At 70.5% G+C, this 25353-nt stretch carries 23 protein-coding genes; 16 read left to right on the top strand and 7 right to left on the bottom strand.

The window, feature by feature from the left end; translation table 11 throughout:
• Window positions 1-65 precede the first annotated feature (65 nt).
• The 3 genes from ACFDTC_RS00115 to ACFDTC_RS00105 all read right to left on the bottom strand — a co-directional run bounded on the left by ACFDTC_RS00115 (window position 66) and on the right by ACFDTC_RS00105 (window position 4343).
• Window positions 66-2069 (bottom strand): OmpA family protein, encoded by a 2004-nt coding sequence (locus tag ACFDTC_RS00115; RefSeq protein ID WP_375256823.1) that lies wholly within the window; start codon window positions 2067-2069, stop codon window positions 66-68.
• 108 nt (window positions 2070-2177) lie between these two features.
• The gene (locus ACFDTC_RS00110; RefSeq protein WP_375256822.1) at window positions 2178-3431 is read right to left on the bottom strand and encodes a VWA domain-containing protein; all 1254 of its coding nucleotides are present in this window, start codon (window positions 3429-3431) and stop codon (window positions 2178-2180) included.
• Between the two features lie 3 nt (window positions 3432-3434).
• Window positions 3435-4343: an AAA family ATPase gene (locus ACFDTC_RS00105; RefSeq protein ID WP_375256821.1), complete on the bottom strand. Its 909-nt coding sequence runs from the start codon at window positions 4341-4343 to the stop codon at window positions 3435-3437.
• A gap of 149 nt (window positions 4344-4492) precedes the next feature.
• On the opposite strand from ACFDTC_RS00105, the gene ACFDTC_RS00100 reads away from it, so the two are divergent.
• The 6 genes from ACFDTC_RS00100 (at window position 4493) to ACFDTC_RS00075 (ending at window position 12329) form a co-directional block, all read left to right on the top strand.
• Complete coding sequence (locus ACFDTC_RS00100) at window positions 4493-5542, top strand: glycosyltransferase family 2 protein (protein WP_375256820.1); 1050 nt, start codon at window positions 4493-4495, stop codon at window positions 5540-5542.
• Entirely contained in the window at window positions 5539-6159 is a 621-nt protein-coding gene (locus tag ACFDTC_RS00095; RefSeq protein ID WP_375256819.1) for a hypothetical protein, read from the top strand. Before ACFDTC_RS00100 ends, ACFDTC_RS00095 begins: the two co-directional genes overlap by 4 nt.
• Window positions 6156-8420: a glycosyltransferase family 2 protein gene (locus ACFDTC_RS00090; protein WP_375256818.1), complete on the top strand. Its 2265-nt coding sequence runs from the start codon at window positions 6156-6158 to the stop codon at window positions 8418-8420. Before ACFDTC_RS00095 ends, ACFDTC_RS00090 begins: the two co-directional genes overlap by 4 nt.
• 113 nt (window positions 8421-8533) lie before the next feature.
• Window positions 8534-9496, top strand: coding sequence for a phosphoadenosine phosphosulfate reductase (locus ACFDTC_RS00085; RefSeq protein WP_375256817.1), 963 nt, complete (start codon window positions 8534-8536; stop codon window positions 9494-9496).
• 40 nt (window positions 9497-9536) lie between these two features.
• Window positions 9537-10577 (top strand): dihydroorotase, encoded by a 1041-nt coding sequence (gene pyrC / locus ACFDTC_RS00080; protein ID WP_375256816.1) that lies wholly within the window; start codon window positions 9537-9539, stop codon window positions 10575-10577.
• A gap of 261 nt (window positions 10578-10838) precedes the next feature.
• Window positions 10839-12329 (top strand): replicative DNA helicase, encoded by a 1491-nt coding sequence (locus tag ACFDTC_RS00075; protein WP_375256815.1) that lies wholly within the window; start codon window positions 10839-10841, stop codon window positions 12327-12329.
• A 90-nt stretch (window positions 12330-12419) separates the two neighbouring features.
• Here the strand turns inward: ACFDTC_RS00075 and cobC are convergent, their stop codons facing one another.
• Both cobC and cobS read right to left on the bottom strand, forming a co-directional pair.
• A complete protein-coding gene (gene cobC / locus ACFDTC_RS00070; RefSeq protein WP_375256814.1) occupies window positions 12420-12932 on the bottom strand; it encodes an alpha-ribazole phosphatase family protein in 513 nt (170 codons plus the stop codon).
• Entirely contained in the window at window positions 12923-13723 is an 801-nt protein-coding gene (cobS, locus tag ACFDTC_RS00065) for an adenosylcobinamide-GDP ribazoletransferase (RefSeq protein WP_375256813.1), read from the bottom strand. Before cobS ends, cobC begins: the two co-directional genes overlap by 10 nt.
• A 113-nt stretch (window positions 13724-13836) precedes the next feature.
• Between cobS and alr the strand changes: the two genes are divergently transcribed.
• From alr to ACFDTC_RS00020, 9 genes are all read left to right on the top strand, one after another.
• Window positions 13837-14877, top strand: a complete 1041-nt coding sequence (gene alr, locus ACFDTC_RS00060) for an alanine racemase (RefSeq protein ID WP_375256812.1) — start codon at window positions 13837-13839, stop codon at window positions 14875-14877.
• Complete coding sequence (locus ACFDTC_RS00055) at window positions 14874-15680, top strand: MlaE family ABC transporter permease (RefSeq protein ID WP_375256811.1); 807 nt, start codon at window positions 14874-14876, stop codon at window positions 15678-15680. Before alr ends, ACFDTC_RS00055 begins: the two co-directional genes overlap by 4 nt.
• A 58-nt stretch (window positions 15681-15738) precedes the next feature.
• Window positions 15739-16500 (top strand): ABC transporter ATP-binding protein, encoded by a 762-nt coding sequence (locus ACFDTC_RS00050; RefSeq protein WP_375256810.1) that lies wholly within the window; start codon window positions 15739-15741, stop codon window positions 16498-16500.
• Window positions 16497-16883, top strand: a complete 387-nt coding sequence (locus ACFDTC_RS00045; RefSeq protein ID WP_375256809.1) for a hypothetical protein — start codon at window positions 16497-16499, stop codon at window positions 16881-16883. Before ACFDTC_RS00050 ends, ACFDTC_RS00045 begins: the two co-directional genes overlap by 4 nt.
• A 39-nt stretch (window positions 16884-16922) precedes the next feature.
• Window positions 16923-18287 (top strand): DNA repair protein RadA, encoded by a 1365-nt coding sequence (radA, locus tag ACFDTC_RS00040; RefSeq protein ID WP_375256808.1) that lies wholly within the window; start codon window positions 16923-16925, stop codon window positions 18285-18287.
• A gap of 27 nt (window positions 18288-18314) precedes the next feature.
• Entirely contained in the window at window positions 18315-18872 is a 558-nt protein-coding gene (locus ACFDTC_RS00035) for a CvpA family protein (RefSeq protein ID WP_375256807.1), read from the top strand.
• Window positions 18873-18962: 90 nt separating this feature from the next.
• The gene (gene purF / locus ACFDTC_RS00030; protein ID WP_375256806.1) at window positions 18963-20498 is read left to right on the top strand and encodes an amidophosphoribosyltransferase; all 1536 of its coding nucleotides are present in this window, start codon (window positions 18963-18965) and stop codon (window positions 20496-20498) included.
• 175 nt (window positions 20499-20673) lie between these two features.
• Window positions 20674-21006, top strand: coding sequence for a hypothetical protein (locus ACFDTC_RS00025; RefSeq protein ID WP_375256805.1), 333 nt, complete (start codon window positions 20674-20676; stop codon window positions 21004-21006).
• A gap of 60 nt (window positions 21007-21066) precedes the next feature.
• Complete coding sequence (locus ACFDTC_RS00020) at window positions 21067-21711, top strand: SDR family NAD(P)-dependent oxidoreductase (RefSeq protein WP_375256804.1); 645 nt, start codon at window positions 21067-21069, stop codon at window positions 21709-21711.
• A gap of 25 nt (window positions 21712-21736) precedes the next feature.
• Here the strand turns inward: ACFDTC_RS00020 and ACFDTC_RS00015 are convergent, their stop codons facing one another.
• Together ACFDTC_RS00015 and ACFDTC_RS00010 are read right to left on the bottom strand one after the other, a co-directional pair.
• Window positions 21737-22153, bottom strand: coding sequence for a response regulator (locus ACFDTC_RS00015; protein WP_375256803.1), 417 nt, complete (start codon window positions 22151-22153; stop codon window positions 21737-21739).
• Window positions 22119-23549, bottom strand: a complete 1431-nt coding sequence (locus ACFDTC_RS00010) for a sensor histidine kinase (protein WP_375256802.1) — start codon at window positions 23547-23549, stop codon at window positions 22119-22121. The genes ACFDTC_RS00015 and ACFDTC_RS00010 overlap by 35 nt, the downstream gene beginning before the upstream one ends.
• A 221-nt stretch (window positions 23550-23770) precedes the next feature.
• On the opposite strand from ACFDTC_RS00010, the gene ACFDTC_RS00005 reads away from it, so the two are divergent.
• A complete protein-coding gene (locus ACFDTC_RS00005) occupies window positions 23771-25147 on the top strand; it encodes a sensor histidine kinase (protein WP_375256801.1) in 1377 nt (458 codons plus the stop codon).
• The last annotated feature ends 206 nt before the right edge of the window (window positions 25148-25353 follow it).

Below are 25353 nucleotides of genomic sequence, written 5' to 3'. Positions count from 1 at the left end.
TGAACGAAAACCGCCACGCCCGGTGGGGGCGAGGCGGCGCTTGTCGATTATTCGTGGCGTAGCCTTTACTGGCGCAGCAGCGGCGTGATGCGGCGCACTGCGGCGCGACGGTTGCGCACCTCGGCGCCCGACGTCTCGACCAGCAGGTCGGATTCGCCGTAGCCCTGCAGGACCATGTTCGACGGCGGCACGTCGAAGTACTCGGTCAGCGCCAGCGCCAGCGATTCCGCGCGGCGGTCGGACAGGGCGAGGTTGTAGGCCGCGCTGCCCACGGCGTCGGTGTGGCCTTCGATCAGGAACACCTCGTCGGGGTCACGCTCGATGATCCGGCGCATGGCGTTGCCCAGCGCGGCCAGTTCCTGCGCCTCGGTGGGACGGATCGCGGCCGAGCCGGTCTCGAAGTTGATCGTGTCCACGGCGATCTCGGGCGCCAGCTCGCGCACCGCGTCGATGTTGCGGATCTGGTTGAGCGAGAAGGTCCGGTTCACGCCCTGCGGCGCGTTGGCGCCCAGCGCGGCGACCAGCTCGTCCTCGGTGACCTGCTGGAAGTTGAAGCGCGGGCCGTCATCGGCCTGCGGCAGCGTCGTCACGTCCACGTTCTGCGATTGCTGCGTGTCGTCGAACAGCACGATCTCGGTGCCGTCGGGCAGCGTCCGGGTGCGGCGCAGCACGCGGCCCTCGACGGTGCGGACCGTCTCGACCGTGGTGCCGTCGTCATAGGTGATGACCTGGCGCGTCGAGCCGTCGTTGTACTGGTAGGACTGCACCTCGGCGCCGGGGCGGCGCAGCAGGACGTCGTCGTTGCGCAGAACGCGCAGCTGGCCCTGGTCCTCGATCACGACACGGTCGCCGCTGTTGGAGACAACACGCTCGTTGCCGCGCAGGATCTCGCTCAGCGCGACGGCGCCGAGGCCGAGCAGCGCCGCGTTGCGCAGCGTGTTGTTGTTGTCGTCATCGTCGTCGTCATCGTCGCGGGCCGAAGCGCTCGCTGCACCGAATGCTGCACCGAAATCCTCCGACGACTGGCGCACGTCCTCCTCGGTGACGACCTCCTCGGTCATCTCCGGCTCGGCTTCGGCCGAGGCGTCGTCGGTCGCGGCCGCGGCGGCGGTGGTGCCTTCCTCGTCCTCGGCCAGCGCGTCGGCCTGGGCCTGGGCGTCCATCGGCACGATGTCCTCAGGACCTTCGACGGATTCAGTTGCCTCGGCTTCGGTCGCGGCGTCGGCTTCCGCATCAGCCTGGGTGTCGGTCCCGGCTTCCGCCTCGGCGGCGGCTTCGCCGTCGGTCGCGGTCTCGGTGTCCGCCCGGCCCTGGTCGAGCGTCTCGTCGGCGCCCTCTTCGAGCGCGCGGCGCAGATCGTCCTCGGCGACGGAGTCGCCGGTTCCTGTGTCGGCGTCGGTGGCGGCTTCCGCACCGGCTTCGGCTTCGGCTTCGACCTCGGCATCAGCGTCAGCGGTCGCATCGGCCTGGGCGGTCGCGTCCGATTGCGCGTCAGTCTCGGTCGCTTCCGAGGTGGTTTCCGTCTCGCTCTCGGCGGTCGCTTCAGCTTCCGCCTCGGCTTCGACTTCGGCCTCGGCTTCTTCAGCCGCGGTCTCGGCGGCCTCGGCCGTCGCAGCGGCTGCGTCACCGACACCCTCTACCGCATCCTCGGCCAGGCCTTCGGCGTTATCGAGCGCCTGGTCGGCGGCGTTGGCCGCACCTTCCGCAGCACCTTCCACGGCATCGGCCGCTTCTTCCGCAGCCTCGCCGGCCTCTTCCGAAACGTCGGTTTCGGCGTCCGCCTCAGCCTCGACCTCGGCCGCACCTTCGACCTCGGCTTCGGCTTCGCCCGAGGCGCCGGTCGCGGCCATCTCCTGAACCGTCGCGCAATCGAGGTCGCTCAGCGCGTCCTCGACGTCTTCGGGAAGCGTGCCCGTCTCTTCGCAGGCAGCGGCCAGTTCATCGAGGCGCGCCTGCGTGGCTTCGGGCAGGTCGGTCAGGCCATCGGCCATCTGCTGTGCCGAAAGCGGCCCCGAAAGGGCGAGCGTCAAGGCGAGGGTGGAAGCGATGGTGCGGTCGGCGCGCTGCATGGCGGGCTCCTTCAATTGTGCTCAATTCACGGGCACAACGCGCGGGAAGATGGTTGGTTGCCGGGCAGATCGTGTCGAGCGGAAAACCGCCGCCGGTGCCGCGCGGGGTCAGAGCGTGGCCAGCAGGCGTGCCTTCTCGCCCGGGTCGTCGCGGCGCGAGATCGCCTCGGCCAGCGCCTCGAGCGAGGCGACGTTGTGGCCGGCGCGGAAGCTATCGACATGCGGCAGCATCGCACGGATCCCGGCGGCCTTGGGCGCGAAGCCGTCCCAGCGCAGCAGCGGGTTGAGCCAGATGAGGTGCCGCGCGGACAGGTGCAGGCGCTCCATCTCGTGGCCCAGCGCGCCCGCGTCATCGCGGTCGAGCCCGTCGGTGATCAGCAGCACCACGGCGCCCTGCCCCATAACGCGGCGCGACCAATCGCGGTTGAAATCGTGCAGGCACTGGCCGATCCGGGTGCCGCCCTCCCAGTCCTGCGCCTGCGCGCCGGCGGCCTTGAGCGCGGCGTCCACGTCGCGGGTGGCCAGATGCCGGGTGATGTTGGTCAGCCGCGTGCCGAAGGTGAAGGCGTGCACCTTGGCCCAGCCGGCGCCCTTCTCGTTGGCGACCGCGTGCAGGAAATGCAGCACCATGCGCGAGTATTGCGACATCGAGCCCGAGATGTCGCACAGCACGACGAGGTTCGGCCAGCGCGGGCGCGGCCGGGTGCGCGCGATCCTGCGGACTTCGCCCCCTGTGCGCAAAGCGCCCCGGATCGTGCGCGCGCGGTCGATCTGCCGCCCCAGCGCCGAGGCCTGGGCGCGGCGGCTCTCGATCGGTTTCACCGGCAGCCGCAGGCGGGACAGCATGCGCTTGGCCTGCGCGATCTCGTCGGTCGACATCTGCTCGAAGTCGAGAGTACGCAGCTTCTCCTCTGCCGACATGGTCATCGAGGCGTCGACCTCGACCTTGGTTTCTTCCTCGCGCTCCTCGTCGCGTTCGGGCGCTTCGGGGACGAGATCGTCCAGCAGCGCCTGCGCGGCGCGTTTCTCGGCCGCCTGGGCGATGCGTTCCTCCTGCACGCCACGCACGGCCGGCAGCATCATCGCCATCATGTGTTCCAGGAACCGCGGGTCGCGCCAGTAAAGACGGAAGACCTGCGCGAAGACCACGCGGTGTTCGGGGCGGCTGACGAAGCAGGCATGCAGCGTCCAGTAGAAATCGGTGCGCTCGGTGAAGCCCGCAGCCTCGACCGCGCGGATCGCGTCGAGCACGCGCCCCGTTCCCACCGGCAGGCCGGCGCGGCGCAGGGCGCGGGCGAAATGCACGATGTTCTGCGCCAGGCGCGGCGTCTCAGGCAACTCGAGCGGGGCGTATTCCGCCACGGCTCAGGCCGCCTCGATCCCGGCTTTCGCCTCGTCCAGAAGGCGCCGCGCCTCCGAGCCCTGCAGCTTCTGGATGTCGTCCTGGTATTTCAGGATCGCGCCCAGCGTGTCGGCGATGATTTCCGGCGACAGCTCGACCACGTCGAGCGCCAGCAGGCATTTCGCCCAGTCGATGGTCTCGGCCACGCCGGGTTTCTTGAAGATGTCCTCGGTCCGCAGGCGCTGCACGAAGGCCACCACCTGGCGCGACAGCGTGGCAGGCAGTTCGGGGGCCCGCGCCTCGAGGATCTCGATCTCCCGGTCGAAACTCGGGTAGTCGACCCAGTGGTAGAGGCAGCGGCGCTTGAGCGCGTCGTGCACCTCCCGCGTGCGGTTCGAGGTGAGGATGACGATCGGCGGCTCGGCGGCCTTGATCGTACCCAACTCGGGGATGGTCACCTGGAAGTCGGACAGCGCCTCGAGCAGGAAGGCCTCGAACGGCTCGTCGGTGCGGTCGAGCTCGTCGATCAGCAGGATCGGCGCGCCGCGGTCCGAGCCGCGCATCGCCTGCAGCAGGGGACGCTCGATCAGGTAATCGGGGCCAAAAAGCTCGGCCTGAAGCGCCGCGCGGTCTGCCCCGCCGCCGGCCTCGGCGGTGCGGATGGCGATCATCTGTGCGGCGAAGTTCCATTCGTAGACGGCGCTCGCGGCATCCAGCCCCTCGTAGCATTGCAGCCGGATCAGCGGCCGGTCGAGGCAGGCGGCCAGCGCCTTGGCTATCTCGGTCTTGCCGGTGCCGGCCTCGCCTTCCAGGAACAGCGGCCGGCCCAGGCGCAGCGACAGGAACACCACCGTCGCGAGCGGCCGGCCGCAGACATAGCCTGCCTCGGAAAGCCGCTGCTGAACGGCGTCGATGGAGTCGGGTATGGTCATGGCGTGTCTCCCTGTCACCGGGATGCCCGCCGGCCGCGCACCGGTCAATAGCGACGCCAGTCTCGCACGCGCGCGCCCGCCATAAGCCTGCCCGATTCCGCCTGTAGCACGACGCCGGCAGCGAAGGACGGCACCGGCCGGGGCATGACATGAACACGAAGCCACAGCGCGCGGCGCCCGGCGTGACCGCGGTGACCTGCGTGAAGAACGAGGGGCCGTTCATCCTCGAATGGCTGGCGCACAACCGCGTGCTGGGGGTGCGCGACTTTTTGGTCTACTCGAACGATTGCGATGACGGCACCGACGTCCTGCTCGACGCGCTGGCGACGCAGGGGTGGCTGACGCATCTGCCCAACCCCGCACAGGGGCGGAACTACCAGATGGAGGCGCTGCGCGACGCGGCCCGCCAGCCTGTCGTCGCACGCGCCGACTGGGTCTGGGTGGCGGACGTGGACGAGTTCCTGAACGTGCACGCGGGCGACCACACGATCGGCGCGCTGATCGAGGCCTGCGGCGACCCGCAGGCGATCTCGGTCCCGTTCCAGTTCTTCGCCAACGGTGGCGTTCTGGCGTTCGAGGATCGTCCCGTGACCAAGCAATTCGACCGCTGCCACGACCCCGACATCTGGTGCGGCTCGCTTTCGATCGAGGTCAAGACGCTGGTGCGCGGCGACTTCCCGTTGCAGTATTTCGGCGCGCACCGGCCCTATTTCCGCAAGGGGACCGCCGGTCCGTCGGCGTGGACCGACGCGTCGGGGCGGCCGGTGCCGGCTGCGTTCCGGGATGCGGCCGAGAAAGGCCAACTGCGCAGTATCCCCGCGCGGGGCGCGCGCCGCTTCGCCACGCTCAACCACTATCCGCTGCGCTCGGTCGAAAGCTTCCTGGTCAAGATCGCGCGCGGCGACGTGAACCGCGCGGGCCGCGTCTTCGACGCGGATTACTGGCGCGACCGCAACGACAGCGCCTGGGCCGACCGGTCGATCCTGCGCTACCGCGACGCGACGCGTGCGGCGGTCGCGGCTTTGCGCGCCGACCCGGCCGTGGCGCAGGCGCACGCGGCCTGCGTCGCCGCCCACCGCGCCCGGATCGCCGCGCTGCTGTCGGACCCCGAGCGTGCCGCCTTCGCCCGCCACCTGCAGGCGCTGCCGACGATCCCCGAGGCCGAGGCCGCTCTGGCGGCCGAGCTGGGCCTCGCATGAGCGTGCGCGTGGTGAACCTCGGGCTGCCCAAGTCGGGCACCACGACGCTGGCTACCGCGCTGCGGGCCGCGGGCTGGCGCGTGGCCGACCACAAGTTGCGGCACGGCGAAGGCCATCCCGCGAAGCTGTCGGGCACCTTCGTGGGACGGCAGATCTACGACGGCTACTTCGAGACCGGCGATCCGCTGGCAAGGCTCGACCGCTTCGACGCGCTGACCGAGATCAGCGGGTTGAAGGGCGCGCGGTCCTTCTGGCCGCAATGCGATTTCGCGGTGCTGAAGGCGATGCGCGTCGCGCGGCCGGGGCTGCTGTTCGTCGCCACGATCCGCCCGGCCGAGGCGATCTCGGACAGCATGCGGCGCTGGCAGGGCCTGGGCGAGGAACGCCTGCCCGGCGGCGCGGTGCCCGGCCTGCCCGCGGGTTACGGCGCGACCGACGCCCAGCGCGTGCGCTGGATCGCGGGCCATTACGACATGCTGCGCGACGTGTTCGGCGACGACCCGCGGTTCCTGGAACTCGACGTGGCAGGCCCGGACGCCCGGGCGCGGCTGGCGGCGCATCTGGGCATCGATCTGCCGTGGTGGGGCCGCGCCAACGTCAACCCGGTGCGCGCGTGACGCGGATCGTGATCCATATCGGCCCCGACGCGGCGGTGGGCGCGCGGCTGGCGCAGGCGCTTGAGGGGTGTCGCGATGCCCTGGCCGCGCAGGGCGTCCTTGTGCCGCGCAGCCTGGCGGCGATGGGGCCCAATGCGCTCGCGCTCGCGGCGGGCGATACCGGCGATCCGGAAACCATGTCGATGGAGCTGGACGGTACCGCACGCGCCGGCCTGCGGCGGCAGATCGCGCAGGCGCTGCACGACGAGATCGCGGCCGCGCGGCCCGCGATCGTCGCGATCTGCGCCGCCCGGCTGGCCGACCTGACCGATAGCGCCGACATCGCCGCGCTGCACGCGGTGCTCGCCCCGCTGGCCGATGGCGTCGAGGTCGTGGCGCACGTGGACGACCCTGCGCGGCTGTTCGCGGCACGCTACGCGGCGCAGGTGCTGGCCGGCCGCCAGACCGATCCGCGGCAGGAACTGGCGCTGCTGCCCGCGCCCGACCTGCGGGCCGCGTTGATCGCCGCCCGACCCGCGGGCGATTCGCGCACCGGCATCGTGCCCGCGATCGAGGGCGCGCCGGTCTGGCTGGATCTGCCCGGCCTCGCCCGCGCCTGGAGCGCGGTCTTCGGCAATATCCGCCTGCGCAGCGCATCGCACAGCCGCATCTGGGGCGACCGGCTGGCCGAGGAACTGCGCGCCACCTTCGCGCTTCCCGAAGTCCCCGAGCCCATCCCCGCGACGTCGCCGCACGCGCTGCCCTCGGCCGCGTGGCTGTCGCGGGCGCGGCAGTTCAACGCGGCGCTGGCGCGGCTCTGCGCGAAGGAAGGCTACGCCGTGCCGCTCGACCTGCGCCGGCGCATGCTGGCCGCGATGGCCGTACCGGGCCCTGCGTTGGACCCCGGCGCGCTGCACGCCATCGGCGACCGGCTGGCATGGGAGATCGCGGCGCTGGCCCAAGCGCATGACGGCATCGACCCCGCGCATCTGGTGCCCGACCCGCACTCGTCCGGGTGGTCCGAGGCGGACCCGGAGTGCGGCTTTCGCGCGACGCAGTACCTGCTGGCGTTCCGCCCCCGGATCGAGGCGGCGGCACGCAAGACATTCCCGCTGGGCCTGTCGCCAGCGGCGCGCGCGGCCATGCCGATCCCGGCGCGCCACAAGCTCGCCGCGCTGCGCGGCACAGCCTTCGCGCCGCACGACGACCTGCCGCCGCGCCCCGGCGCGACGCCGGTCTTTCCGCCCGTGCAGCCGCAGGGGCGCGGGCGGTCCATCGTCGCCTGCATGAAGAACGAGGCGCCTTACCTGCTGGAATGGCTGGCCTTCCACCGCGCCATCGGCTTCGACGGGTTCCTGATCTACACCAACGATTGCGAGGACGGCACCGACGCGATGCTCGATCGGCTGGACGCGCTGGGGATCGTTCAGCATCGCGACAACTCCGAATGGCAAGGCAACTCGCCCCAGCAGCACGCGCTCGACCGCGCGCTGGACGAGCAGCTGGTTCGCGACGCCGCCTGGGTCGCGCATATCGACGTCGACGAGTTCGTGAACGTCCAGGCGGGCGACGGCACGCTTGACGCGCTGATCGCGGCCGTGGGCGACGCCACACATGTCGCGATGACCTGGCGGTTGTTCGGCCATGACGGGCAGCAGGCGATCGGGGACGGCTTCGTCACCGACCGCTTCACCCGCGCCGCGCCGCGCCACCTGCCGAAGCCGCACACGGCCTGGGGCTTCAAGACGCTGGGGCGCACCATAGGCGCCTACGACAAGCTGTCCTGCCACCGCCCGACCAAGCTGCGTCCCGACCGCGCGCGCGACGTGGCCTGGGTCAACGGATCTGGCGCACCGCTGCCCGACAGCTACCGCAAGCGCGGCTGGCGGAACGGGCGCGGCGAGGTGGGCTATGACCTCGTGCAGCTCAACCACTACGCGCTGCGTTCGGCCGACGCGTTCCTGGTCAAGCGGGCGCGCGGGCGGGCGCTGCACGTGGACCGGCAGATCGGCCTTAACTACTGGCTGCGGATGGACTGGTCGGACGTGCGCGACGTCTCGATCCTGCGGCACCGGCCGAGACTTGTGGCGGAACACGCGGCCCTGATGGCCGACGATGACCTGGCGGCGCTGCACCGCGCCGGGCTGGCCTGGCACCGCGAGAAGGCCGCCGCCCTGCGCGCGCGCCCCGAGCTGGCGGCGCTGCGCGACCGGGCGCTGGCGCTGAGGCTGACGCCGGACGAGCGCGTGGCCTGGTCGCTCGCGCTCGACACCGAAAGCTGACATGATGGATGCGCCGCGAAAATCCACGGCTTTTACACAATTTGGCCCGATTGCCGGGCTATGCGGAACGAACCACCGGCCGTCGCGCGCCGGCCAAGACGAGGAACGCGGCCATGCACGGCACCCTTGACGGCTTCCCCCCCGACCTGTCGCAACTGGCGCAGGCCGAGTGGTGGGGCGCGATGCGCGACCTTTCCGAGCGCTACGGCTTTCACGAGCCGCTGGGCCGCGGGCATGCGGGCCTCTTCGTCGAGCAGGGCGACACGCTGCTGGTCAGCTTCGAGACCGTGCCCGGCATCCGTGCGCTGTCGCCCACGCACACGCCGCAGGGCTTCGACATGCTGCCGCGCGCCGGCTGGTCGTCGCTGGTGGTGCTGGCCACCGCCGACACGTGGTTCCGCGACCCGCGCGTCTACGCCTTCTTCGACCAGCTGACCGACGACGGCTTCTTCGACGATTTCGAGCGGGTGATCTTCTACGGCGCGGGCCCCTGCGGCTATGCCGCCGGCGCGTTCTCGGTCGCCGCCCCCGGCGCGCGGGTGCTGCTGCTGCAACCGCAGGCGACGCTGGACCCACGCATAACCGACTGGGACGACCGCTTCGTCGAGCAGCGCCGCCGCGACTTCGCCGGCCGCTACGGGTTCGCGCCCGACATGATCGACGGCGCGATGGCGACGCACGTGCTGTTCGACCCGCGCGAACGGCTGGACGCGATGCACGCGGCGCTGTTCGCCCGCCCCGGCGTGACGCGCCACCGCCTGCCCTTCATGGGCGGAGCATTGCAGGCGGAACTGGCAGCACTCGACCTGATGGGCCCGCTGCTCGAGGCGGTGGCCGACGACCGGCTGGACACGGCGACGATGGCCCGGCTGTGGCGCGCGCGGCGCGACCACCTGCCCTACCTGCGCCGCCTGCTCGCGCGGCTCGACGCCGACGGGCGGACCGGTCTCACGCAGATGCTGTGCGGCCAGGTAACCGCGCGGATGCACGCGCCGCGCTTCCAGCGCCGGCTGGCGCAGATCGACGGCGACGGCGAGGCCGAGACCCTCCGCGCCCGGGGCGCCGGCGCCGCGTGACGTCTGGCGCGAACGCCGCGCGCGTGCTACCGCCGCGCGCATGACACGCCTCACGATCCGCCGCCCCGACGACTGGCACCTGCATCTGCGCGACGGCGCCATGCTGCGTGCCGTGGCCCCCGAAAGCGCCCGCCATTTCGGCCGCGCCATCGTCATGCCCAACCTCGTGCCCCCGGTGGTGACCGGTGCACAGGCATCCGCCTACCGCGACCGCATCCGCGCGGCCCTGCCCGAAGGCGCCGACTTCACCCCGCTGATGACGCTCTACCTGACAGAAGAGACCGACCCGGCCGACGTGGTGCAGGCCCATCGCGACGGCATCGTCACGGCGGTGAAGCTCTACCCGGCCGGCGCCACGACGAACTCGGCCTCCGGCGTGCGCGACTTCGACCGCGTGCGCGGCACGCTCGAGGCGATGGCCGAGGCCGGCATTCCGCTCTGCGTGCACGGCGAAGTCACGGATGCGGATATCGACATCTTCGACCGCGAGGCCGCGTTCATAGACCGCGTGCTCGACCCGGTGCGCCGCGCCACGCCTGGCCTGCGCGTGGTGATGGAGCACATCACCACGTCGGACGCCGTGGCCTATGCCCGCGACCAGGACGACAGCCTGGGTGCCACGATCACCACGCACCACCTGGTCATCAACCGCAACGCCATCCTCGCGGGCGGTATCCGCCCGCATTACTACTGCCTGCCGGTCGCCAAGCGCGAAAGCCACCGGGTGGCGCTGCGCGAGGCGGCGACATCGGGCGAGGCGCGGTTCTTCCTGGGCACCGACAGCGCGCCGCACGTGGACGCCGCGAAGGAGACCGGATGCGGCTGCGCGGGCATCTTCACCGCGCCCAACACCGTTTCGATCCTTGCCGAGGTGTTCGAGCAGGAAGGCGCGCTCGACCGGCTCGAGGCGTTCGCCTCGCTCAACGGACCAGGGTTCTACCGCCTGCCGCCGAACGAATCGACCGTGACGCTGGAGCGTGGAGAGCCCGTCGCCTACCCGGCGCGGATCGACACCGGCGACGGGCCGGTGACCGTCTTCAACCCGATGATGCCCCTGCACTGGCGCGTATCCGGGCACTAGGCCCCGGCCGATCGGCGGGTTGTGGCCGATGCGCGTCCCGTGCCTCCGCGGCGGGGCAGCGCATCCGTTGCGCTGTGCCCGTGACGCCACGCGACTCGGCGCGCGGGCGGCTGCGGCACACCAGATATTGACGCAGCCGGCGCGCGCGCCGCAAGATGCATGGCGGGCCGGTCATCCACAAAGCTATCCACAGACTTATCAGACCTTGCCGCTGCCCGGCGGCCCGTCCTAGACCCTGACGCCTGATCCGGGGGCCATGACATGAACGAGATCGCTACGATCAATCCGACCGGCGCGCAGATCGACGCGCCCGAGACGATGCCGCACTCCATAGAGGCCGAGCAGCAGCTTCTGGGGGCGATCCTGACCAACAACGACATCTACGACCGGGTGTCGGCGATCATCAGCCCCGCGCATTTCTACGACCCCGTGCACGCCCGCATCTTCGAAATCGCGGCCGCGCGCATCGCCAAGAACAACCTCGCCTCGCCGGTGACTCTGAAGGCGTTCATGGAGGACGACGAGGGCCTGAAGGAGCTGGGCGGCGCGGCCTACCTCGCGCGCCTCGCCGGGGCGGCGGTCTCGAGCTTCGCGGTGCGCGATTACGCGCAGATGATCTACGACCTCGCCGTGCGGCGCGACCTGATCCGGCTGGGGCGCGACATCTCGGCCAAGGCGGCGAAGGTCGACGTCGAATCCGAGCCGCGCGAGCAGATCGTCGAGGCGGAGCAGGCGCTCTACAAGATCGCCGAGCAGGGCCAGGCCGAGTCGGGCTTCCAGTCGTTCCTGAAGGCGGTCACCGACGCGGTGAACGTCGCCAACGCCGCCTACCAGCGCGAGGGCGGCCTTGCCGGCATCTCGACCGGCCTGATCGACATGGACCGCAAGCTGGGCGGGTTGCACAAGTCCGACCTGCTGATCCTCGCCGGGCGCCCGTCCATGGGCAAGACGTCGCTGGCGACCAACATCGCGTTCAACATCGCCAAGGCCTACAAGCGCGGCACGCGCCACGACGGCACCGAGGGCACGATCGAGGGCGGCGTCGTGGGCTTCTACAGCCTCGAGATGAGCGCCGAGCAGCTGGCCGCGCGGATCCTGTCCGAGGCGGCCGAGGTGCCCTCGGAGCAGATCCGCAAGGGCGACATGACCGAGCAGGAGTTCCGCCGCTTCGTCGAGGCGGCCAAGAGCCTCGAGGCCTGCCCGCTCTACATCGACGACACGCCGGCGCTGCCGATCAGCCAGCTGGCCGCCCGCGCGCGGCGCCTGAAGCGGACGCACGGCCTGGACGTGCTGATGGTCGACTACCTGCAGCTGGTCCGCCCCGCCACCGCCAAGGACAGCCGCGTCAACGAGGTGTCCGAGATCACGCAGGGTTTGAAGGCCATCGCGAAGGAGCTCGATATCCCCGTGATCGCGCTGTCGCAGCTGTCGCGCCAGGTCGAAAGCCGCGAGGACAAGCGCCCGCAGCTGTCGGACCTGCGCGAATCCGGCTCGATCGAGCAGGACGCCGACGTGGTGATGTTCGTGTACCGCGAGGAATACTACAAGGAACGCGAGAAGCCGGGCGAGCACGACCTCGAGAAGATGGCCGTCTGGCAGGAGGAGATGGAGCGCCTGCACGGCAAGGCCGAGGTCGTCATCGGCAAGCAGCGCCACGGCCCCATCGGCACGGTCGAGCTGAGCTTCGAGGGCCGCTTCACTCGCTTCGGCAACCTCGTGAAGCCCTGGCAGCAGGGCGGCGAGGAGTTCTGAGCGGCGGTCCGGCGTCGAGGGCGTGGGGGCTCTGCCCCCGTCCCTGCGGGACTCCCCCGGGATATTTTCAGAGAGAAGAAGACGCGGCGGTCAGCCCGGCGGCAGCCGGACCGCTTCGCCGAAGGCCGGTTTGGTGTCCCAGCCGTCGCGCGCGTTCCGGATCGCGCAGGCGGCCTTGATGCAGCCGGCATGCGTCACGACCAGCGTGCCTTCGGTCGCGTCGGTCAGTGCCCCGCGCACGCGGGATTCGAGCTGCGCCACGCTTTCGCCGCCGTGTCCGTCGTAATGGTGGAAGTCGTCCGCCCAGGCGTCGAGCGCCGTGCGGGGGATCGCGTCCCAGGTCTGACCCTCCCAGCCGCCGAAATCCATCTCGCGCCAGCGTGGATCGAGCTGCGCTGTCAGATCGAAAAGCGCCGCGAGATGCTCGGCCAGCAGACGGCAGCGCGACAGGGGTGAGGTCACGATGCGCACGGGCCGGGGCAGATTGCGCACGATCGAGGCCGCTTCCTGCGCGAAGCTCGCCGCCAGCGCCAGTTCGGTCATGCCGTAGCATATGCCCTTCGCGACGTCGGGCGTCGTGTGGCGCAGCAGCGTCAGAGCCATGCTGCGAGGCCCAGGTAGAAGCCGATCTCGACCAATTGCTGGATCCCGCCGAGGCAGTCGCCGGTATAGCCGCCGAGCTTCGCGACATAGATGCGGTGGAAGGTTAGGCCGAGCAGCGCCGCGACGCCCAGTCCGACCAGCGCCGCCATGCCGAGCGCGGCGCCCGCCGCCAGCAGCACGGCCAGCAGCGTCACCAGCGCGACCATCCCGTCGCGGCGAGACACAACCGGCGCCGGGAACTTCGACGCGGCCGCGTCGCCGGCGCGCGCATAGCCGGTGGTGGCGATGACCGCGACGGCGGCGCCGCGCCCCAGCGCGTGCGCGACGATCAGCCCCAGGCACGCCGCTTCCAGCGGCAGCGCCGCCAGCGCCGCGACCTTGATCGCCAGCGCCATGCCCAGCGCGACCGCGCCGTAGGTGCCGATCCGCGAATCCCGCATGATCTCGAGCGCGCGGGTGCGCGTGGCGCCGCCCACCAGCCCGTCGGCCGCGTCGGCGAGGCCGTCCTCGTGCAGCGCACCGGTGGCGACCAGGGTCGCGGCCAGCGACAGCAGGACCGCCAGCGGCATGGGCCAGACCTGCGCGCCCAGCGCCAGCACGCCCGCGCCGATGCCGCCCACGACGAGGCCCACCGCCGGGTAATAGCGCCCGGCGCGGGCCTGCGCCTCGGACGACCAGGGCAGGTCGCGCGGCACGGGCAGGCGCGTCAGGAATTGCAGCGCCAGCAGGAACAGGTGCCATTGCGCGCGGGTCCGCCCGGCCCAAGCTTCGCCCGCCTCGGTCGAATTCACCTGCCATCCCTCCGGTGCCGCGATCGGATGCGGTCTAGCCGCGCGCAGGCCCCCTCGCAAGCGCGGGGCCGATTTCACCTTGACCCGAATGTGCAGCATGGCAAAGAGGCGGCATGGCACAGGCACGGCTTTCCATCGATCTCGACGCGCTCTGCGCCAACTGGCAGGCGCTCGCGGCCCAAAGCGGCGCGGCCGAGACCGCCGCCGTGGTCAAGGCCGACGCCTACGGCCTGGGCGTCGACCGCGTGGCGCCCGCGCTGGCGAAGCACGGCGCGCGGCATTTCTTCGTGGCATTGGCCGAGGAAGGCGCCGAGCTGCGCCGCATCCTCGGCGAAGGCCCCGGGATCTACGTCTTCGGCGGTCACATGGCCGGCGACGCCGACCTGATCCGCGATGCGCAGCTGGTGCCGATGCTGAACTCGCTCGACCAGATGCTGCGCCACGCCGAGGCGCTGCCGGGCCACGCCTTCGGCATACAGCTCGACAGCGGGATGAACCGGCTGGGGATGGAGGCCGCCGAATGGGCCGCGCTGCGCGAGGTCGCGCTGCCGCTGGGCCCCAAGCTGATCATGAGCCACCTCGCCTGCGCCGACGAGGCGGACAACCCGATGAACGCGCAGCAGCTGCTTGCCTTCGCCGAGATGACCGCCGGCATCGACGTGCCGCGCTCGCTCGCCGCGACGGGCGGCATCCTCATGGGGCCGGACTATCACTTCGAGATGACGCGCCCCGGCATCGGCCTTTACGGCGGGCTGCCGTTCGTGGATGCGCGGCCGGTGGTCACGCTGGACATCCCCGTGATCCAGATCCGCGACGTCGCCCCGGGCGAGACGGTGGGCTACGGCAACACCTGGACCGCCGCGCGCCCCTCGCGCATCGCCACGATCTCGGGCGGCTACGCCGACGGCATCCACCGCATCATGGCGCCGCATGCCAGCGTGCGTGCAGGAGAGACGCCCTGCCCCGTCGTGGGCCGCATCTCGATGGACCTGATCGGCGTCGACGTCACGGACGCGCCCGAAGAGCCCGACACCGTCGAGCTGCTGGGCCTGCACCAGTCGGTCGACACCCTGGCCGACTGGGCCGGCACCATCGGCTACGAGATCCTGACCGCGCTGGGCCGGCGCTACGACCGGCAGTATATCGGCGGATGAGCGCGCGTCCCCCAATGACGGCGCGCGCGCTGGCGCCGCTGGGCGCGCTCGGCCGCGCGGTGCTGGACGGCCTCGGCGCCGTGGGCCGCGTGACGCTGTTCGCGCTGACGGCGCTGGTGCGCGCGGTGCAGCCGCCGTTCTACCCGCGCGAATACGCGCTGGCCCTGCTCAACATCGGCTGGCTGTCGCTGCCGGTGGTGGGGCTGACCGCGCTCTTCACCGGCGGCGCGCTGGCGCTGCAGATCTACGCCGGCGGCGCGCGCTTCAGCGCCGAGGCGGTGGTGCCGCAGATCGTCGCCATCGGCATGGTGCGCGAGCTTGGCCCCGTCCTCGTGGGCCTGATGATCGCCGCGCGCGTCACCTCCAGCATCGCGGCCGAGATCGCCACCATGAAGGTGACCGAGCAGATCGACGCCCTGACGACCCTGTCGACCGACCCGATGCGCTATCTCGTGGCGCCGCGCGTGGTCTCGGCGCTGGTGGCGGTGCCGCTGCTGGTGGGCGTGGGCGACGTGATCGGCATCGCCGGCGGCTACGCGGTGGCCACCGGCAACCTCGGGTTCAACCCGGCGACCTACCTGCAGAACACTGCCGATTTCCTGCAGTGGCGCGACGTGGTGTCGTCGCTGGCCAAGGGCTGCGCCTTCGGCGGGCTGGCGGCGCTGATGGGGTGCTATTTCGGCATGAACTCTGGCCGCGGCGCGCAGGGCGTGGGCCGCGCGACCAAGGGCTCGGTCGAGGCGGCGGCGGTGCTGATCCTGGCGGCGAACTTCCTGCTCACGGGGGTGTTCTTCTCGGTATGAGACAGCCTTTCCCCAAGACCGATGCGGGCGCTTTCCGCGCGAACCGGGGCTTTTGCGCATGATCGAGCTGCGGGACGTGCACAAGGCCTTTGGCGCCAACCGCGTGCTGCGTGGCGTCGACCTGGCCGTGCCGGGCGGATCGTCCATGGTGATCATCGGCGGCTCGGGCTCGGGCAAGTCGGTGCTGCTGAAATGCATCCTGGGCCTCGTGCCGCCCGACGCGGGCAAGATCCTGCTGGACGACCGCGATGTGGCCGGCATCAAAGTGCGCCGGGCCGAGCGGGACGCGTTCCTCGCGCGCTTCGGCATGCTGTTCCAGGGCGGCGCGCTGTTCGACAGCCTGCCCGTCTGGCAGAACGTCGCCTTCCGCCTGCTGCGCGGCGCGCTGGCCCGCCCGCGCGACGAGGCGCACGCCATCGCCATCGACAAGCTGCGCCGCGTCGGGCTTTCTCCGGACGTGGCCGACAAGCTGCCGGCCGAACTGTCGGGCGGCATGCAGAAGCGCGTGGGCCTTGCCCGCGCCATCGCCGCCGAGCCCGAGATCATCTTCTTCGACGAACCGACCACCGGCCTCGACCCGATCATGGCCGGTGTCATCAACGACCTGATCCGCGAGATCGTGACCGAAATGGGCGCCACCGCCATGACAATCACCCACGACATGAGCAGCGTCCGCGCGATCGCCGACCGCGTCGCCATGCTGCATGCCGGCCGCATCCAGTGGACCGGCCCGGTGGGCGATCTCGACCACAGCGGCGATCCTTACGTCGACCAGTTCGTCGAGGGCCGCGCCACCGGCCCGATCGAGGCGGTGCGATGAATTTCCTGCCCGATCCCGATCCCGTCGTCCTTGCGTTCTTCTTCATCCGCAAGTTCGTCTATCTCGAGGTGCTGGCCGTGCTGGCGCTGACCCGGGTGATCGTCGGCGGCGGGTTGTCGCGCTGGCCCGCGCTGGTGGCGCTGGCGCTGTGCCTGGGCGGCATCCTGACCACTTTCGCCCCCGCGCTGGGGCTGACCGGCACGCCGCTCTACGCCTGGTCGGCGCGCGCGATGGCGGGCGGCGGGGGCATGGCGGCGCTGCTGCTGCCCTCGGTGCTGATGGCGATCTCGGCGGTGCTGCCCGGCGCGCGGTGGAAATGGCTCGACCTCGTGCACGCGGCGATGCTGGCGGGGCTGCTGGGTCTTGCGTGGTGGACCGCGTGACCGCTTGGCCCCTGCCCCGCGACGGGGCATAAGGCGCGCATGGCCAAACCCGTACTCAACTTCATCTGTCAGTCCTGCGGCGCGGCCTATTCCAAGTGGTCCGGCCGCTGCGACGCCTGCGGCCAGTGGAACACCATCCACGAGGAAAAGCCGCTCAGCCAGGGCCCCGGCGCCAAGGCGCTGAAGACGCGCGGCCGCGCGGTGCCGCTGTCGGACCTGTCCTCGAAGGAGGCGCCGCCGCCGCGCACCGCGTCTGGCATGCCCGAACTCGACCGCGTGCTGGGCGGCGGGCTGGTGCCGGCCTCGGCCATCCTGGTGGGCGGCGATCCGGGCATCGGCAAGTCCACGCTGCTGCTGCAGGCGGCGGCCAGCTTCGCAAACGCCGGCCTCAAGGTCATCTACGTCTCGGGCGAGGAAGCCAGCGCACAGGTGCGCCTGCGCGCCCAGCGGCTGGGGCTGGAACAGGCGGCTGTGAAGCTCGCGGCCGAGACCGCCCTGCGCGACATCCTCACCACGCTCGACGAGGAACGCCCCGACCTCGTGATCGTCGATTCGATCCAGACCATGTGGGCCGACACCGTGGACAGCGCGCCGGGCTCGGTGGGCCAGGTGCGCGCCGCGGCGCATGAGCTGACGCGCTTCGCCAAGACGCGCGGCTCGGCCGTCGTGATGGTCGGCCACGTCACCAAGGACGGCCAGATCGCCGGCCCGCGGGTGGTCGAGCACATGGTCGACACCGTGCTTTACTTCGAGGGCGAGCGCGGCCACCAGTTCCGCATCCTGCGCAGCGTCAAGAACCGCTTCGGTCCCGCCGACGAGATCGGCGTGTTCGAGATGACCGGCGCGGGCCTCGCGCAGGTCGCCAACCCCTCGGCGCTGTTCCTGTCCGAACGCGGCAGCCCGGCGCCCGGCTCGGCCGTCTTCGCCGGCATCGAGGGCACGCGCCCGGTGCTGATCGAGTTCCAGGCCTTGGTCGCCCCCGCGCCCGCAGGCCAGGCGCGCCGGTCCGTCGTGGGCTGGGACGGCGGGCGGCTGGCGATGATCCTCGCGGTGCTCGAATCGCGCTGCGGCATCCCTTTCGCGGGCCTCGACGTCTATCTCAACGTCGCCGGCGGCATGAAGATCAGCGAGCCGGCGGCCGATCTGGCGGTCGCCGCGGCGCTGCTTTCCGCCCGCGAGGACGCCGCCCTGCCCGCCGAGACGGTGGTTTTCGGTGAAATCTCGCTGTCCGGCGCGCTGCGTCCGGTGGGGCAGATGGAAAACCGGTTGAAAGAGGCGGGAAAACTTGGTTTCTCCTCGGCGATCCTGCCGCGCGGCGGCAAGGCGGGCGATGCCGGGGGTCTGGCGTTGCAGCCGATGGGCGACCTGACGACCTTCGTCGGCGACGTCTTCGGCGCCGGTTAGCGGACAAGGCGGAAGGGTTCGGGCGGTATGGAAGGTTTCACGATCATCGACGGCGTGGTCGCGCTGATCATCGTCGTCTCGGCGCTGCTGGCCTATTCGCGCGGCGTCGTGCGCGAGATCATGGCCATCGCGGGCTGGATCGTCGCGGCGATCGTCGCGTTCCTCTTCGCCGCGCAGGTCCAGCCCCTGATGGCCGAGATCCCGGTGATCGGCGGCTTTCTCGCCGACAGCTGCGAATTGTCGGTGATTGCGGCCTTCGCGGCGGTCTTCACCGTGGCGCTGGTGATCGTGTCGCTGTTCACGCCGCTCTTCTCGTCGATCGTCCAGCGCTCGGCGCTGGGCGGCGTCGACCAGGGCCTCGGCCTGCTGTTCGGCGTGGCGCGCGGCGTGCTGCTGGTGGCGGTGGGCTTCTTCGTCTACGCCACCGTGGTCAGCGCGCAGGACATCGCGATGGTCAACGACTCGCGCTCGGCGGCGATTTTCTCGCAGCTCAACGAAGAGGTCGAGAACCAGAACCCCGAACGCGCGCTGGGCTGGATCACCGCCCAGTACGAGGAACTGGTCGGCGTCTGCGACGCGGGCTGACCGGCGCCCATGCACGCAGCGACGGGCCGGAATGCGGCCCGCGCGGGGCGAACACGTTATAGTTTCGTGACACGCCGGGCCCGACCCACTATGAGGGCCGCACGGACCATTCTGGAATCGGAGCCGCTGCCCTTGGCCGACCGTCCCCTGCCCCCCGCCCATCCGTTCGACTACGATTCCGTCCTCGAGGACGGCGATACGCTGCACGAGGAATGCGGCGTCTTCGGTGTCGTGGGCGTCGCGGATGCCGCGAACTTCGTCGCCCTCGGCCTGCATGCGCTGCAGCACCGCGGCCAGGAAGCCGGCGGCATCGTCACGCACGACGACGTGCTGGGCTTCAACTCGGCCCGGCGCTTCGGCTACGTGCGCGACAACTTCACCTCGGCCTCGGTGATGGAGACTCTGCCCGGCCCGATCGGCATCGGGCACGTGCGCTATTCCACCGCCGGCTCGAAGGGACCGACGCAGATCCGCGACGTGCAGCCCTTCTTCGGCGAGTTCAGCATGGGCGGCGCCGCGATCGCGCATAACGGCAACATCACCAACGCCGACGCGCTGCGGCGCGAGCTGATCGAACGCGGCTCGATCTTCCAGTCCTCGTCGGACAGCGAATGCATCATCCACCTGATGGCCCGCTCGCTGCAACGCGACATCCCCGCCCGGATGGAGGACGCGCTGCGCCGTGTCGAGGGCGCGTTCAGCGTCGTCGCGATGACGCGCACCAAGCTGATCGGCGTGCGCGACCCGCTGGGCGTGCGCCCGCTGGTTCTGGGCAAGCTGGGCGACGGATGGGTGCTGTCCTCCGAGACCTGCGCGCTCGACATCATCGGCGCCGACTACGTCCGCGAGGTCGAGCCCGGCGAGATGGTCGTCATCACCGCCGACGGCGGCGTCGAGAGCGTGCGGCCCTTCCGCCCGCAGCCGTCGCGCTTCTGCATCTTCGAACACGTCTACTTCTCGCGCCCAGACAGCATCATCGGCGGCCGCTCGGTCTACGAGACCCGCCGCCAGATCGGCGTGGAACTGGCGCGCGAGGCACCCGTCGAGGCCGATCTCGTCTGCCCGGTGCCCGACAGCGGCACGCCGGCCGCGATCGGCTACGCGCACGAATCGGGCATTCCCTACGGCATGGGGATCATCCGCAACCAGTACGTGGGCCGCACCTTCATCGAGCCGACCGAGCAGATCCGCAACATGGGCGTCCGGCTGAAGCTGAACGTCAACCGCGCGCTGATCCGCGGCAAGCGGGTGATCCTAGTCGACGATTCGGTCGTGCGCGGCACCACCAGCCGCAAGATCAAGGAGATGATCCTCGACGCGGGCGCAGCCGAGGTGCATTTCCGCATCGCCTCGCCGCCGACCGCCTGGCCGTGCTTCTACGGCGTCGACACGCCCAAGCGCGAGAAGCTGCTGGCCGCCACCATGTCCGAGGAAGAGATGCGCCAGCATCTCGGCGTCGACTCTCTGCGCTTCGTCTCGCTCGACGGGCTCTACCGCGCCGTGGGCGAGGCCAAGGGCCGCAACACGTCGTGCCCGCAATACTGCGACGCCTGCTTCTCGGGCGAATACCCGGTCGAGCCGGCGGACATGATCGAGAAGGGCTTCCGCCTCAAGGCCGCCGAATAGGCGGTCCGGCGCCGATGACCTTGCGTCAGCGGCGCCCTTTTCTTTTCTGGTAACCCTTCATCGATTAACTGACCGGTATCGCCGAAATCCGGCGACCGGCGGCCCACGGCCCGCCCTGCCAGAGCGCCGCGGCGATCTTCGCCGCGCGACCGCCCCCAAAACCTGTGAGACTGCCATGCTCGAGCGTTCGCTCCGCCCGTTCCTGCGCCCCGCCGACCTGTCGCGCCGCGCCCAGTACCGCTCTGCCCCCACGGTGAACGAGACCGTCGACCAGAACGCCACGCGTCACGTCGAACTCGACACCGCCGGCCCGATCCTGCTGGGCCTCGTCGGCACCGACGACGCGATGAGCGCCCTGATCCGCCTGCCCGACGGCACCGTGCAGCGCGTCGCCCCCGGCGACCGGCTGGGCGAGCGGGACGTGGTCGAGGGCATCGACAGCGACGGCGTCATCCTGACGCGCGGCCCGTTCGTCAACCGGCTGCGCATGCTCGCCGCCCGCGCCTGACGCACCGACGCGGCCGCGCGCCGGCTTGACCTTTGCCGGCGCGCGCCGCATGAGGCGGGCATGACGCAGCTTGCCCTCATCACCGGCGCCTCGCGCGGCCTGGGCTTCGCCCTGGCCGAGGCGCTTTCCCCCGCCTGGCACGTGATGGCCGTCGGCCGCACCGTGGGCGCGCTCGAGGAACTCGACGACCGCATCAAGGCGAAGGGCGGCAGCGCCACGCTGGCGCCGCTCGACATCACCGACGCGGGCGCGATGGCGCATATGTGCCGGTCGATTCACGACCGCTGGGGCGGCCTGGGCCTTTGGCTGCACACCGCCGTGCATGCCGCGCCGCTGACGCCGACGGCGCATCTCGACCCCAAGGACTGGGAAAAGTCGCGCAAGACCAACGTCGACGCGGTCGCGGTGCTGATCCCCTACGTGGCCCCGCTGCTGGGCACCGCCGGGCGCGCGGTGTTCTTCGACGATCCGCGCGGCGGCGAGAAGTTCTTCGGCCATTACGGCGCCACCAAGGCCGCGCAGACCGCGCTGGCACGATCCTGGCAGGCCGAGACCGGCAAGACCGGCCCGCGCGTCGACATCGTGCAGCCGCGCCCGATGTCCACCGCGACCCGCGCGCGCTTCTACCCCGGCGAGGACCGCGCCACGCTGATCCCCGCCCCCGACGAGGCGCGGGCCATCCTGGACGCGCTGGACCTGGCCTGAGCTTCTGACGGTGACGTGGGTCGCGTCACTCGCGGCACGTCGCGAACCGCGTCTCGAGAACGCGCCGCAACTCGTTTGGCAGCAGGGGTTTGTGAAGCATCGCCAGCGGGCGGATCGCGGACCGTTCCGCGTCGGTCACCTGGTGCAGGCTGCCGCTCACGATGATGGACGGGACCTGCATCTCCTCGCGAAGCACCAGCGCCGCGTCCTGTCCGCGGCTGCCGTCGGCCAGCTGCAGGTCGACGATGGCGACGTCGGGCGCGGTGTCGCGCGCCATCTCGATCGCGGCGTTTTCGGTTGCGGCGATGCCTACGGCCGCGTGCCCCATCCCGGTGATCTGCAATTCCAGGTCGAGCGCGATGAAGATGTTGTCCTCGATGATGAGCACGCGCAGCGTGCCCGGCTCATCATTCGGGAAATAGGATTCGCGTCCGCCAGCCATTCGTCCTGTCTTCCTCGAGCGTTCCGCCCAATTGCGACGCCATGCCCGCGATCAGGCGCTGTCCAAGACCCGACGATGAACTGGTGCCCTCTGAACGTTCCGCGCTCTGCCCCGTTCCATCATCCGAGACATCCAGCGCGATCATGTCGCCGCCGTGCCGACTCAGGCTCACGCGGACGGTGCCCTCGCCCGCGTACCAGCAGGCATGTTTGAACGAATTGGTGACCAACTCGTTGACGGCGAGCGACAGCGTGACGGCCTTGTCGGTCCTCAGCCGCACCGGCTGCACGTCGAGGGCGATGCGCACGACCCGCCCCTCGCGCGAGAGCGAGCCGCGCAGATGCTCGCTCAGCCGTTCGAGATAGCGATCGATCTGGACCGAGCTGACCTCGGAATCCTCGTAGAGCGAGGCGTGGATCGCCGCCACGGCGTTCACCCGCGCCGTCGCCGCCCTGAGCGAGGCGCGCGCGTCCTCGTTGCGGGACCCAGCGGCCTCGAGGTTCAGGATGCTGGTCACCATCTGCAGCGAGTTCTTCACCCGGTGGTTCACCTCGGCGATCAGCAGGTCGCGCGCCTCGAGTGCGTCGCGCAGCTCGACCTCGTTCTCGCGGATGGTGGTCACGTCGATCACGATTCCGACGACCCGGACGTCGCGCGTTTCCGGATCGCGCACCGACTCGCCGCGTCCGATCAGCCACCGCACCGCCCCGCCGGGCAGCGTGACGCGAAAGTCGAGATGCAGGTCCGACCCGACCGTGCGCGCCACGCGCTCCAGCTCGCTCATCGCCTGCCCGATGTCGTCCGCGTGGATGCGGTCGTTGAAGGGCTGCACGGCCGCGCCGGTCTCGTTCGGCGCGAACCCGAACATGGCGTCGAGTTGCGGCGAACGAACCAGCGTCCGGGCCTCGGGGTCGAACTCGAAATAGCTCAGATCCGCCCCGCGCATCGCGGCGCGCCGCTTGGCGGCCTCGGCGCGGTCGCCCAGCACGGCCCGCGTCACGTCCTCGGCCGTGTGGATCACGTGCGTCACCCGGTCCGGCGCGGCCGGGTCGGCGAAGACCGGCGAGTTCAGGATGCGCCAGTACCGCGTCTCGTAGCGGCCGTCGGCCTCGCGCACGTCGTGCTGGCGCAGCGGCATCTCCTGCGACCGGCCCGTCGCCACCACCGCGTCCGCGGAGGCCTGCAATTCCGCCTCGGCATCCGCGTCCGGGTCGTCGGGATTGGCCGGAAAGGCTTCGAAGACATGAAAGCCGATCAGATCCTCGGGCAGGCGGCCAAGCAGGGCGCAATAGCGCCGGTTCGCCGCCACGATCCGCAGATCCGGCAGGAACACGAGCTGAGCGGTGGGTGCGTCGTGAAAGATCGCGCCCGGATCGATCCTGCTGGCGTCGTGCATGGCTAAACCCCGGTTGTGACGGCTGCCCGCCCTGCGGCAGGTACGCGCTGTGCACACCGAGATCGTCGACGCGCTATGAAAGACGCGGTCCAGGCGGGACCGACGGTCGGCGCCGTTCCGCAAACCCGTTTTGAACCTAAGCCCGGAGTATGTATGCTAAATGAGGTTCGGGCACCACCATTGGATTCGCCTGTTCAGGAGGATCCGCCATCAACGTTGCCTTGCTACGCCAGATCGACCCGGCCGAAATCGTGGCCAGCTTGCGCGAAAGCCTGCTGGTCCTGACCGAGGATCTGGTGGTGGAATATGCCAGCGAGCGCTTCCTGCGGACCTTCGGGGTCGAGCCGGGCACCACCGTGGGATGCAAGCTCGCGTCGCTGGGCAACGGCCAGTGGAACATTCCCGCCCTGCTCGACGAACTCGGCAGGATCGTGTCCGGCGGCGCCGAGGTCGAGGACTTCGAGGTCGACCACGTGTTCGAGCAGATCGGCCGCCGCGTTATGCGCCTCAACGCGCGCAAGACCGTGCGCCCGGGAAACGGGTCGCGGCGCATCCTGCTCGCCATCGAGGACGTGACAGCCGAAAGCGACGCCGCGACCGCGCTCGAGCGCGAACGCCTGCTGTCGGTCGGCATCGTCGACACGCTGCGCGAACCGCTTCTGGTGCTGGACGACAAACTGACCGTCGTGTCGGCCAGTCGGTCCTTCTACTCCACGTTCCAGGTCGATCCGGGCGCGACGATCGGGCGCCGGCTGGACGACCTCGGCAACGGGCAATGGGCGATTCCGGCCCTGCTCGACCTTCTGACCGACGTGGTGCCGCGCAACACCGTGGTGGCCGATTTCGAGGTGCGCCACACCTTTCCCGACATCGGCGAGCGGATCATCCTGCTCAACGCGCGCAAGGTCTTCCGCGAGGGCAACCACACGCACATGCTGCTGCTCGCGATGCAGGACGTCACCTGGCAGCGCCACATGGACGAGGAGCGCGAGGCCGCGCTCGAGCAGGCCGACCGGCTTCTCGAAGAGCTCAACCACCGGGTCATGAACAGCCTGGCGATGATCGGCAGCGTCATTGCGCTGGAGGCGCGTCACCTGACGGATGAAGCCTGCCAGGCCGCGTTCGCGCGGATGCGGTCGCGGATCGACGCCATCGCCAGCCTCTACCGCAGCCTGTCGAAGGCCCGCTCGGTCGATACGGTGGCGGCACAGTCGTACCTGACCGCCCTCGTCGAGAACGTCGTCGCGTCCTCCAGCCACGCCGAAACGCTTTCGGTCGACTTCGACATCCCGGACGCTCGGCTGTCGAACCGGATTGCCGTGCCGCTCGGCCTGATCGTGAGCGAACTGGTCACGAACAGCCTCAAATACGCCTACCAGGGCCGGTCGGAAGGTCAGCTTGGCCTGCGCCTGTCGGTCGAGGGGCAGGAGATGATCGTGTCCGTCTGGGACGACGGGCCGGGGATCGACCCGAACGCGCGCGTGGATTCCGGCTTGGGCCAGAAGCTGACACAGGCGTTCACGACGCAGCTCGACGGCAGGATGGACGTCAGCAGCGGCGCCTCGGGCACGCGACACACGCTCGTCCTGCCCCTGTAGAGAGGTCGGTCCCGGAACCGTCGTGCTCCTGCCATCAACGAAGTCGCAATTGACGGCGACGCTGCAGGCAGCACCGCCCAGCCCCGACGACACCCTTGGGGTTAGTCCGGACCCGCGAAAAGCGCTGCCCGGTCGCCTTGCCCGGACCGCGGGCTTGGCCTATTGAGGCGGCAACCGACAGGGGGTTCCATGCGCATTCTCGTCAC

The sequence above is a fragment of the Citreimonas sp. genome (assembly GCF_042096055.1).
Classification (GTDB): domain Bacteria; phylum Pseudomonadota; class Alphaproteobacteria; order Rhodobacterales; family Rhodobacteraceae; genus Citreimonas.
This window is presented reverse-complemented; position numbering and strand designations above follow the sequence as displayed.